Source organism: Mastigocoleus testarum BC008, assembly GCF_001456025.1.
GTDB classification, from domain to species: domain Bacteria; phylum Cyanobacteriota; class Cyanobacteriia; order Cyanobacteriales; family Nostocaceae; genus Mastigocoleus; species Mastigocoleus testarum.
Window position 1 is genome coordinate 111,971 of sequence record NZ_LMTZ01000090.1, and the last position, 11,647, is coordinate 123,617.

Consider the following 11,647-nt stretch of genomic DNA (forward strand, 5'->3'; position numbering starts at 1 on the left):
TGAGAGGTCTTGAAAGTTAGGGGATAAGAAATATATGAAAATACTAGTACTCACTTGGGAGTTTCCACCGCGTATTGTTGGGGGAATTGCTCGTCATGTTGCAGAGCTATACCCAGAAATAGTCAAATTGGGACACGATGTCCATTTAATTACACCAGAATTTGGTCATGCACCGATGTACGAGGTAGTGGAAGGGATCAAAGTACATCGAATTCCAGTTGCTCACGGTAATGATTTTTTTCACTGGGTAAACAACATGAACCAGAGTATAGGTATTCATGGTGGTAAAGTAATTCTCGAAGAAGGTCCATTTGATATTATTCATGGCCATGATTGGATTGTTGGAGATGCAGCAATTGCTCTCAAATATCATTTTAAAATTCCCTTATTAGTAACAATTCATGCCACAGAAGCCGGGCGTCATAACGGTATTTACACAGCAACTCAACGTTATATTAACGGTAAGGAAAAATCATTAGCCCATGAAGCCTGGCGAATTATTGTTTGTACCGACTACATGCGTCGGGAGGTAGAAAGAGCGCTCCATAGCCCTTGGGGTAAAATGGATGTGATTTACAACGGAATTCGCCCGGAAAAGAAACAACACCAACAAACCTTTCATCGTCAAGATTTTCGTCGCCAGTTTGCCGAAGATGGTGAAAAAATTGTTTATTATGTCGGTCGTATGACTCATGAGAAAGGTGTATCGGTATTATTAGATGCAGCCCCCAAAGTTTTATGGCAAATGGGAGGTTACGTCAAATTTGTGATTATTGGTGGTGGTAACACCGATCGCCTCAAGCAACAAGCTTGGAATTCGGGTATTTCTCATAAGTGCTACTTCACTGGTTTTATTACTGATGAATATTTAGATAAATTTCAGACAATTGCTGATTGTGCTGCGTTTCCCAGTCTTTATGAACCATTTGGTATTGTTGCATTAGAAAGTTTTGCAGCTCGCGTACCTGTAGTCGTATCTGATACCTGTGGCTTGCCGGAAGTGGTGAAACACACCAAAACAGGTATAGTCACTCATACAAATAATCCAGATTCTTTAGCTTGGGGAATCTTAGAGGTTTTGAAAAATCCTGGTTATCAGCAATGGCTGATAGATAATGCTTATGAAGATTTAGAAAGACGGTTTAACTGGTTTAAAATCGCTCAACAAACTGAAGATGTATATCGTAGATTAGTGGAAGAAAGGAAAGAAGTGCAGTGGTTGTAATTGGTGCTCGTTAAAATAATATACTTTCAGCATGATTACTCCGTACTGCGATCGCAGCGAACGCGGTGTTAGCATAAAGCCTAAACGGTAAAGCCTCTGGCTCCGCTTACGCCGTTAGGCGCAGTCTAGCGTGATGCGTAAGCGTCATATGGTAGTGGTAATTTGTTGCTTTTTAACCTAATGATTCTACTACTTACTTGTTCCTCACTTACTTTTTACCTTGATAACCCCACCATGGACTAGCGCTGACTATAGCTGCTGTCAAACCAGCCATTACTTCTGGAATTATGCTTGCACCGTTCACAGAAATCTATACAAAACTGCTCAAAAGTGATCAATGATAGTCTTCTATGTTTGTAGCCGGCGTCCAAAGGTCTAGAGCTACAGGGATAAACGGCAATCCCTCTATTCCCTTAAAAATATCGGGAATTACTTTACGAATAATATTCATACTGCCATTAGTATCTGCATTGATTAGCTTACCAGTGGCAGTTTGATATAGTCCTCTTTTAATGCGTTTACCACTAAATTTATATTTAGTATCTGGACTATATTTTGGCAGCTTGTCTCCATCTATAGCACTAGCTTTACTGGTGTAACTTTCCTCAGTGACAATAACTTCAATTCCAGATAATTTAGCCTTATAAGTTATTAAATTGATTAATCTGGAGTGAGGGATTTGAGTGAACTGCTGGTTATTAAGCCTACCAATACTGATATTTTGTTTCCAACCTTGATTATTACCAATAATCAAAGTTGAAATATTGTTTTTCAAGCACCAGTTAATTGCTCTACGACTAGCTGTGTGTAAGTAATTATTAACTCTATTATCACGTTTGTAATTTAACTGTTTAATTTGTCTCCAAGCTTCTTTAGATTGGGCATTTGCCAATTTTTTATTGAAAAATTGATTGATACTTTTCAATGGTCTACCGTTAACCAACAAAGGTTTTAAACCTGGTTGATTTGAAGTTATAGCCATCAAATTTGTCAATCCCAAATCAATACCAGCTACCCATGGGGATTGCTTTAATTCTATTGGAGCGTAGGTGTAGATTACCTCGATTACATAACAGTTAAGTTTTGGAACTATGCGAACTTGGTCTACTTTTTTTACTTTAGTGGGGAAACAAATATCAACTTGTGATCCGCGTTCGCCAAAGGCGCTTCTTAGCACCACCGCAGGTGACAGTTTAATTAAGCCTTTTTTTAGGGCAGGTTGTGATATTGCGTCACAAGGATAAATAACCACATACCTCCCACGTTCTTTATGTTTATAACCTGGTATTCTTGGTCTACCTAAATACTTGTGGGGATATTTCTTGAAGTCCTTTAAAGCTGATAACCAAGATTTCCAAGTTTCCGACACTTTCCTAACTATTTGTTTACTAACTTTAGTTGGTAAATACCTGTATGATTCTAAATTTTTAGTGGCGTGGTAAATATCAACACTGTTGTAGTATTTTCCTGTTTGAAAAAAGTATTGGCGTTGGGTATAAGTAGTGGCATTATATAAATGTTTTGCCTGTAAACTTAAATAGTCACAATCTTTCCAGAACTTATGCTTTCTATTAATTACATGCTTTTCTACTAGCTGCATCTTACATAACTCTTGGCGACCCCATTTGTTTGAGTTCTTAAATTTTTAAGCATTATACTCCAAGGATGAACAATATAGGAATAGTCAAGCTCTCAGGTTAAAAAATCTGTAACTTTTCTCCATAGTCAATTTACTTTTACTTTGATATTAAACAGATCTTCAATCCTTGAAGTGTAAACAGCAAAAATTAGGTGTAAGTAGCATGCAGGCATGTTTTTGAGTTGATGACAACAAATAAACCTACTCAATAAAAGTAGATTTGACTAGTTACGAATAAATATTACCTAACTGTTGCTAACCCACTTGGATTACTTGTATCTCTTTCACTGCTAAAAGCTATAATCTGTAAGCTTTTGGTCCTCGTCCTACGGACACGCTATTCTAATAGCTTGCATGCAGCGTTTATATTATTTATTTTTTACTCTTTGAGATAAATTTGCTACAACCATAGCTAGTTCAGTGGGGTTTACAGGTTTCGGTAGATGTAGCTGATAACCTTCTTCAAGAGCGCGAATTCTGTCTTCAGTTTTACAAGACATAGTTAAAGCTGCTGCTGGTATATTTGAAACTACGGGACCTTCAGGAAAATCATTACCAGTCAATTTGCGATCACGTAATTTTTGGAGCAAGGTAAAACCATCTCCGTCTATCATTTTAATGTCACTAAGCAGGACGTCTGCTTGCCAATGGCTTAAAATTTCCACAGCCTCTGAAACTGAATCTACAGTTCTCACGATCGCTTGAGATTTTCTGAGGATAGCGTAAATCAATTCACGACTCTCAGATTCGCTATCCACTACCAGAACTTTCAGTTCTTTTAGGGAAGAAGAGACGAACGAAGATTTGGAGTGGGGAACTGCTAACGATCTATCAGTAATATATTTATCCCGCTTGTTAACTTGCTCTTTTTTTCTTGGCAGTAATGGCAATTTTACGCTGAAGATTGTCCCCTTTATCTTACTGCGACTTTCAACATCGATAATACCACCATGTAACTCTACTAGATGGCGAACGATTGCTAAACCTAACCCTAAACCTCCGTAAGACCTACTAATGGAGATATCACCTTGATAAAAAAGCTCGAAGATGTGGGGAAGTCGCTCGGGACTAATTCCAATACCCGTATCGATAACTTGAATTTGGATATATTCAGTAACTGGTAATTCTTCTTCCTGGTGAATTTGGACATTTTTTTGCCCCATTACCAAAGACTCAGAAGCTGTAATTTGTGAAAGCTTGATCGTCACCTTACCACCTTGAGGGGTAAACTTGATGGCATTGGAAAGTAAATTCCAAATTATTTGTTCTAAACGATCCGAATCTCCTGGAATTGTTCTGATATCATCTTCCAGTATAGTTTTGACCTGAATTTTCTTTGCTTGAGCAGCAACACTTAGGGTTTGGACTACTCTTTGAATGATGACAACTAAATTACAATTCTCTACTCGTAAACATAGTTTACCCCTGAGAGCCCGAGAAACATCAAGTAAATCTTCAACAAGTTGTGTTTGAGTTTTAGCATTGCGCTCAATGATTTCTAGGGCTTGTGCTTTTTTCTTGGGGTCTAAGTGTTGTCGGGAACGTAACAATTGTGCCCAACCAAGAATAGCGTTAAGAGGCGATCGCAACTCATGGGAAAGAACAGCTAAAAAATCATCTTTAAAGCGGTTGGTGGCTTTTAGTTGTTCGATTTGCTGTTGATGAGAATTTATTAATTGTAGACGCTCCATTGCAACAGTAATTTGGTCGCACACGGTTTGCATCATTACTAACTCATCTGGCTGAAAATTTGAGCAACTATAACTACTTAATACGAGGATTCCTAGTAACTTATTTTGGATGATTAAAGGATAAATATAACCAGACTTAATACCTATTTTTCGCAGTTCTTCTGTTTGTGTTTCTGTTGATATTTGCAGATAATCTAAGACAATAGCCTCGCGTTCTGCTGCTACTGTACCATAAATTCCTTCATCTATCGGTAGCTTATCAATTCCCTCTGCTATCTCTGTACTAATACCACTATGAGACAGTAAGCGTAATACCTGAGATTTATCATCAACTACATAATAAAAGTAAGCATTTAAATCTATAAATTGAGTCAACTTAAAGAATAATCGATTGATAAATTCTTTTGGCTCTTGCTTAAATAATAAATTACTGCTAGTTTCTGCTAAAACTTTAAGTTTTTGGTCATCTAAGGATAATGCTTTTTCTGTCTGTTTAAACTCAGTAATATCTTGAATAAATACTACTCCTGTAGAATTGTAACCCTCTATAGCAGGTAAAGTATCTGCATAAATCATCAATGATTGAGTATATTCCGGCGTATGCCAATTAATTTCCAAACCATCTAATTTCTTGCCGTTAACTATTTTGAATCCTGGTGTTTCTTCTGGAGGAATAGAATTTCCAAATATATCAGTAAAGTAATATTCACTTGTATTTTTAGAATTTAAATTAAAGTTAAAAAATCCATTATAAGCAAATTTTTCTGCTGATTGATTAGCAAAAAGTATTTTTGCTGTTTTAGGTTCTATTAATAACAAAGGTATTGGGGTTAAATTTAATAAATCTTCTAACCATTTTTGCCTATGCTTTAAAGTTGCTTGAGCCTTTTTTTTCTCGCTCAAATCTAAGACAAAAGTTACAAATTTATTTTGACTCGTACCCTGTCGTACATGATTAATTAGAACAGGTATATGAGTTCCATCTTTGCGAATAAATTCTTTCTCATAAGGCGTACAAACACCTTTATCCCTTGCTTCGATTAACCTTTGTCGATCTAAATGTAAATATTCTGGCGGTGTGAGTTTTTGCCAATTAATTGTACCTGCACTTATATCGGAACGCTTATAACCAATTATCCGCAGAAACTCTGTATTGGCTTGCTCGATAGCGCCATTACTATCGCTAAACAAAATACCCATAATGTTTGCACCAACCAAAGTTTTGAGTTTTGCTTCATTTTCTTGTTCGCTTTGCACCAGTCCTGCGGGTCGATCGCGTTGATGAATTATTCTTTCGATGTGGGTTGCACATTGCCAAATCAATAGAGTAAATACTAATACGATCGTGACAACAAATAAGGATATGGCGAACTCTGCCTCATACCTATTGGTGTGGTAACCCTTCAGAATTAACCACCCAGTACCAACCGGAATGACTGCGGTAAGCACTATTAATCTACGTATAAGGGAGCTTTCATCGGTGTTTTGAGTAATTAACCGCATTATCCCTAAATCTGCACGGGCTGAGAGAATACCAGCACAAAGGACTGCAAAGCCAACTGCCGTACCTAATGCCATAGAAGCATAAGCAACGGTGCCATCAAGCCTTTTAACTTGATATGCATAGCTAACTAATACCAAAAAAGAAACTATTGTTGCGAGCAATGCCAAAATTTGGACGTACCAAGAATTTTGATCTCGATTCTTTTTACTTAGATTTCTTCTACTTAAAAGCTCTAAAGCAATTCCAACGAGTGTAAAATTTAATGCCGATGTTAGTTCCATGGTCGATGAAACTTGAAAACTCTTATCCCATGGCAAATCAATATTTTTAGTCAGAGCTAACAGATATTGAATCATGGAAAATGAAGCTATTATTAAAACCCCACAAGCAGAAAATCTGGCAATCTTTCTCAACAATAACTGCGAGTAAGAAACCTTAAGTAAAGATAAGTAAAGCTTTTCCCCTATTGTCCGCCTTCTTTGGGTGTCCCATAATCCCCCATCAACAGTAAGCTTACTCTTGGAGGCGACAACGGATAGCCACAGCGAGATGCCGGACAAAATAAAACAAAGTGCTATATCCTGTTTTATTGTCATCATAATCGCCCTCCAATCACTTGGAATAATTTAAACTTCAAATCAAGCTTCAAATTAAAAACTTCACCTTACAAACTTCACTTTACAAATTTCACTTTACAAATTTAAGAATACAAAATTAAGATTAAATACTTAAAATTAAAAATTTAAGAGTACAAAACTAAGATTATAAATTTCAAATCACAAACTTAAGATTATAAATTTCAAATCATAAACTTAAGATTATAAATTTCAAATCACAAACTTACACTTGAATACCCAAATCATTTATTTATACATCCTAAATAGCTAAAAGCGAACCCTAGGGCGCATACTGTTCGGGCAATTATAATTCTCGAGGGGAAAGGATCTGCATTCCGTCGAGGCAAGCGATTAGCGAGTGACATCAAATATCTTTGTTACCGCATCTATCTATCGCCGTAAACTAAAGTGTTTTTGGTAAATTTCTACCCTCTTTCACCTGTATTATATTTTACGTAACTCCCGATTTTACATCTATCTATATGCATATTTTCGATTATTGGTGTTAGGACTTTGATTTTGAGTCATAAGTCAATTCCTGATAGCACTAAGTACAGCTTTGGGATAATATATTGCGTCCTAACATCGGTAATTAATACGACCTATCAAGAACTAAATTTGTGTTAAGAAAATAACTTAAATCGCATTAATTGTGTTTCTATTGCTTCTGGCAAAGTTTTATTTAATTCCTTACTATTTTTAAACTGTAGAATCTGAGTTTGGGGTAAATCAAATGGAATTTGTCCTGGAAATTCTGGACGTTGCATTTGAACTATCAAGATTTGTTCGATACGTTTGCTTTGAATGGCATAACCAATTTCTATACAAACATTAGGGCTAGGAATTAATTGAATTTTTTCCTGTTTTTCTAACTTTGTAATTGGCGTAACATCAGCAATAAATAGCAAACTTTTCCGGATTTTTCGTAACTTCGTTCGGTTAAGTCTTGTAGGGTTATCTTTTGGTCGAGACGATTCCACCAAAGAAATTGGTAGACGCGATCGCAAGTTCAGTTTTTCTAGACTTTTAAGTAATCCATCTCGTAGCGAGTCAGCTGCTGCTTCAAACTCATTTTGCGAGGAGTAGAAAATAATTGGTTCTAACTGTGATAAGACCGATTGCTTAGTAAAATAAATTTCGTGACTAATCAAATCAATATTAGATACGCAATAACTACCACTACCCTCAATGTAGAATTCTATATTTTCTCCATCCAGATAACGCCAGAACCAAGTTGATTTTTTGATTTCCTGGCTATCTTCCAAAAAGTCTGCTCTCAACCCTGATTTCAAAAGACTTTTCTTGCTCAAACGTATATCTGGAGGACGTTTTTCCAACTCTTGAATTGGCTCATAGTCTTGAAGATACCACCCTCTCAGAGCAATGATCGACATAAGGCGTTGTTTATGACGAATTCAATTTAACTTTGTACAAGCTTACACCCAGCCGGACTCCCTCGAACAACCATAATCGAGTAAATACTCAACTGGGTGCTCAGTCATTATATGCTTTGATAATTTATTCTTCTGTAATTTATTCTTCTGCAATTTATTCTTCTGCAATTTATTCTTTTTCAGTAGTTGGGAACTGCAATGAGTATCAGAAGCGTCATAAGCAACTGACAAGGAAAAAATCATTAGTGGCATTTTTTTGCCTTGCGCTTTTTATTACCTCTTCCCATTCCGGGGTAACGTAGTTAACAATGGGTTGATATGTTTCAAATAATTCAACCTTATGCCTAGAAAACCTAGTGAATACTTAGTGCACGTGATACTTGAAGGCGGACATAAAGAAGAGGTCCGTTTTCCCACAATTCAGGAATTTCAAAAGTGGTACAGTGGGGAGCTTGTGCCAAAATCAGCTTCCAACGACTTTATCAGCGTGCCGATCAAAAATATTCAGGGAGAGTATATGGTTATACGTCCATCCCGAGTATTAGGGTTGCGAGTAGAACCAGTATTTAGTTCTAGTGTAGAAAGATTTACATAATTTCCATAAAAAATCTATGAAAAAAATGTTTGCTTTGGTTTCTTTGAGTCTGGGAATTACTCTTGTAACCCCTGTTTTTTCGGCATCCGCACAGGTCCGGCTACCCAGGAGATTACCGCGTTCATTACCAGTACCGAGTCAGTCACAGGAGTTGTCACCCCAAATACCAAGCAAACTAGAAACACCACCACCAGCCCTCAAGCCAATGGATATGGATTTTGAATGCAGTCCCCGACATGCTTGCTTGGGTTGGGATTCTCAATTATTTTGGGGTAGATTTGGCAAAACTGCCGATCGCTGGTCTATGGTAAGGTCTATCGACCACAGTTTGCGCTATCTCAAAACTCCTACAGCGGCTAGGGTTTATGCTGATTATCCTATAGAAGGAATTACCCTCGAACGGGTACGTCGAAGTTTATTACGTTTTCGCCAACTACTACTAAAGTCCAAAACTCCCACACAGTTACAAGATGCTGTTCGTCGGGAATTTGAATTTTATAAATCTATCGGCAATGACGGTCAAGGAACAGTTAAGTTTACCTCCTACTACGAACCGATATATGAAGCAAGTCGTCAGCGAACATCTGTTTATAAATATCCGTTATATAGACTACCACCAGATTTTGCACAATGGCCCCAACCCCATCCCAAACGCTTAGAACTGGAAGGTAAAGATGGTTTATTGGGGGATAAAAGTCCCCTCAAAGGTTTAGAGTTATTTTGGTTCCGCAATCGTTTAGATGCATATCTAATACATATTCAAGGTTCGGCAAAGTTAAAGTTAACGGACGGTACCACAACATCAGTCGGTTATGCAAACGGAACCCAATATCCTTGGACGAGCATTGGTAAGGAATTACTAAAAGATGAGAGAATTACTCGCAAAAGTGCTTCTATGCCGGGTATTTTACGTCACTTTAAACTGAATCCCGAGGATATGAACGAGTATTTACCCCGTTGGGAACGTTTTATATTTTTTAGGGACAAAGGTAATACACCGGCTGTAGGTAGCATAGGTGTTCCGGTAACTGCAGATCGTTCCATTGCTACTGATAAGTCGATTATGCCCCCTGGCGCTTTAGCGATTATTAATTCTTCATTTCCTTATCCTACTAAAGGGGGAGGATTAACTTATCGTCGGGTGAGTCGCTTTGTGCTGGATCAGGATACCGGTAGTGCAATTAAAGGTCCGGGACGAGTGGATTATTTTGCCGGTCGTGGAAAAATTGCTGGCGATCGCGCCGGGGTTACCGGTGGTCCCGGAACTTTATATTATCTATTGCTTAAAAAATAATTTTATGTTGAAAGGGAACAGCGTGGGAAGTGTGAGGAGTGTGGGGAGTGTGGAAAGTGTGGGGAGTGTGGAAAGTGTGGAAAGTGTGGAAAGTGTGGAAAGTGTGGGAAGAGAGTAAAAACGCTGTAACCTGACAACCCGATCCAAAAAGTTTTGTTTTTTTCAGGACGCGATTTTTGCGTCCTCTATTATTTTTGATTTTTATTTATTCTCCTAATCCCCAGTCCCCAGTCGCCAGTCCCCAATCCCTAATCGCAAAAATAATCCCTACAAATAGTTGCGAGTCATTTAAATTGCATTATGCTATTTACGCAACATGATTTCAAAGTAATTCTATTAACAAAATTATTGTGAGTAATGAAATTTAGCGAAATTGTAGAAAAACTGGGTGAAGCTGCTGTTTCCAATAGTTTGACAATCAATAAAGAACTCGATCCGGAAATTACAGGAACCGCAGCCATTGATGATGAATCAAGTTCTAGCACCATTAGTTATGTTGAAGGGGTAAAATTTAAAACTTTTGTTAATGCTACTAACGCCAGCGCTTTAATTTTACCGAAGGACAAAGACTTACAAACTCAAGCCTTGGAAAGAGGTATAGCTTGGATTGAAACCTCAAATTCAAGACTTTTATTTGCCAAGACTATTGCTATTTTCTATCAACCTTGGCGTCCGGCGGCTGAAATTCATCCCACTGCTGTGATTCATCCCACAGCCAAAATCGGTCTTAATGTCTATATTGGTGCCCATGTTGTTATTCAAGCAGAAGCTGAAATTGGTAACGATGTGTGTATTCATCCCAATGTAGTAATTTACCCCAATTGTAAAATTGGCGATCGCACAATTTTGCACGCCAACTGCAGCATTCACGAACGAACCCAAATTGGTATGGATTGCCAAATTAATAGTGGTTCGGTTATTGGTGCTGAAGGTTTTGGTTTTATCCCAACTGCAACTGGTTGGGAAAAGATGCATCAGTCAGGTTACACAATTTTAGAAGATGGTGTAGAGATTGGTTGCAATACCACCATAGATCGCCCAGCAGTAGGAGAAACAAGAATTGGGCGGAATACAGTTATAGATAATTTAGTCCAAATAGGTCATGGCTGTAAGACCGGTGTAGGTTGTGCGATCGCTGCTCAGACTGGGATGGCTGGAGGTGTAGAGCTTGGAAATCGAGTTATACTTGCCGGACAAGTGGGAATTGCAAACCAGGTAAAATTTGGTGATGGGTCCATCGCCTCGGCAAATTCTGGAGTTCATTCTGATGTTCCTCCCGGAGAAACCGTTTCTGGTTATCCAGCGGTATCCCACAGTCAATATTTGAAAGTATCGGCTATTTTGAACCGTTTACCAGAAATGTATCAAATGTTCAGAAAATGGAAACGAAAGCTAGGAAATCTTTGACTTTTCCTAATGAAGTCCTTCTTACTTAATGTTTGCTTAAGCTTTTTTGTTTGATGCCAAATCCGATTTTTAAAACCCCTTTATATTTTTTGGGATTTCCCCCCACACTTTCCACACCTCCCACACTTCCCTCTCTCATTTTAAAAAGGGGCAATTAACCCGGATTTAGTATGAGTTCCAGCAGCCCCAATATCCGGGGCATTTTAATATTTTGGGGGTACATTTTGGGAATATATTTTGGAAGTAATATCTTATAAGAAAAACTTTATGAATAAAATATT

At 37.8% G+C, this 11,647-nt stretch carries 7 protein-coding genes; 4 read left to right on the top strand and 3 right to left on the bottom strand.

Going from position 1 to position 11,647, the window contains the following annotated elements; all coding sequences use genetic code 11:
- The first annotated feature begins 34 nt into the window (after nt 1-34).
- Nucleotides 35-1,225 carry a glycosyltransferase family 4 protein gene (locus tag BC008_RS17615; protein WP_027845388.1) on the top strand — a complete coding sequence of 397 codons (1,191 nt, stop codon included), beginning with the start codon at nt 35-37 and terminating at the stop codon, nt 1,223-1,225.
- 334 nt (nt 1,226-1,559) lie between these two features.
- Here the strand turns inward: BC008_RS17615 and BC008_RS17620 are convergent, their stop codons facing one another.
- From BC008_RS17620 to BC008_RS17630, 3 genes are all read right to left on the bottom strand, one after another.
- A complete protein-coding gene (locus BC008_RS17620) occupies nt 1,560-2,825 on the bottom strand; it encodes an RNA-guided endonuclease InsQ/TnpB family protein (RefSeq protein WP_058183732.1) in 1,266 nt (421 codons plus the stop codon).
- 407 nt (nt 2,826-3,232) lie between these two features.
- Nucleotides 3,233-6,658 carry a hybrid sensor histidine kinase/response regulator gene (locus tag BC008_RS17625; protein WP_235595887.1) on the bottom strand — a complete coding sequence of 1,142 codons (3,426 nt, stop codon included), beginning with the start codon at nt 6,656-6,658 and terminating at the stop codon, nt 3,233-3,235.
- Between the two features lie 641 nt (nt 6,659-7,299).
- Nucleotides 7,300-8,070 carry a hypothetical protein gene (locus tag BC008_RS17630; RefSeq protein WP_027845786.1) on the bottom strand — a complete coding sequence of 257 codons (771 nt, stop codon included), beginning with the start codon at nt 8,068-8,070 and terminating at the stop codon, nt 7,300-7,302.
- 340 nt (nt 8,071-8,410) lie between these two features.
- Here BC008_RS17630 and BC008_RS17640 point away from each other — a divergent pair, with 340 nt between their 5' ends.
- From BC008_RS17640 to lpxD, 3 genes are all read left to right on the top strand, one after another.
- On the top strand, nt 8,411-8,665 hold the full coding sequence (locus BC008_RS17640) for a hypothetical protein (RefSeq protein WP_058183734.1): 255 nt from the start codon (nt 8,411-8,413) through the stop codon (nt 8,663-8,665).
- Nucleotides 8,666-8,681: 16 nt separating this feature from the next.
- Entirely contained in the window at nt 8,682-9,959 is a 1,278-nt protein-coding gene (gene mltA / locus BC008_RS17645; protein WP_027845788.1) for a murein transglycosylase A, read from the top strand.
- 357 nt (nt 9,960-10,316) lie between these two features.
- The gene (gene lpxD, locus BC008_RS17650; RefSeq protein ID WP_027845789.1) at nt 10,317-11,366 is read left to right on the top strand and encodes a UDP-3-O-(3-hydroxymyristoyl)glucosamine N-acyltransferase; all 1,050 of its coding nucleotides are present in this window, start codon (nt 10,317-10,319) and stop codon (nt 11,364-11,366) included.
- Nucleotides 11,367-11,647: the final 281 nt, after the last annotated feature.

Excerpts from the sequence above, each read along its gene's own strand:
- BC008_RS17625 (WP_235595887.1), bottom strand. The coding sequence starts at position 6,658 with ATGATGACAATAAAACAGGATATAGCACTTTGTTTTATTTTGTCCGGC.
- BC008_RS17640 (WP_058183734.1), top strand. The coding sequence starts at position 8,411 with ATGCCTAGAAAACCTAGTGAATACTTAGTGCACGTGATACTTGAAGGC.
- BC008_RS17620 (WP_058183732.1), bottom strand. The coding sequence starts at position 2,825 with ATGCAGCTAGTAGAAAAGCATGTAATTAATAGAAAGCATAAGTTCTGG.
- mltA (WP_027845788.1), top strand. The coding sequence starts at position 8,682 with ATGAAAAAAATGTTTGCTTTGGTTTCTTTGAGTCTGGGAATTACTCTT.
- lpxD (WP_027845789.1), top strand. The coding sequence starts at position 10,317 with ATGAAATTTAGCGAAATTGTAGAAAAACTGGGTGAAGCTGCTGTTTCC.
- BC008_RS17615 (WP_027845388.1), top strand. The coding sequence starts at position 35 with ATGAAAATACTAGTACTCACTTGGGAGTTTCCACCGCGTATTGTTGGG.
- BC008_RS17630 (WP_027845786.1), bottom strand. The coding sequence starts at position 8,070 with ATGTCGATCATTGCTCTGAGAGGGTGGTATCTTCAAGACTATGAGCCA.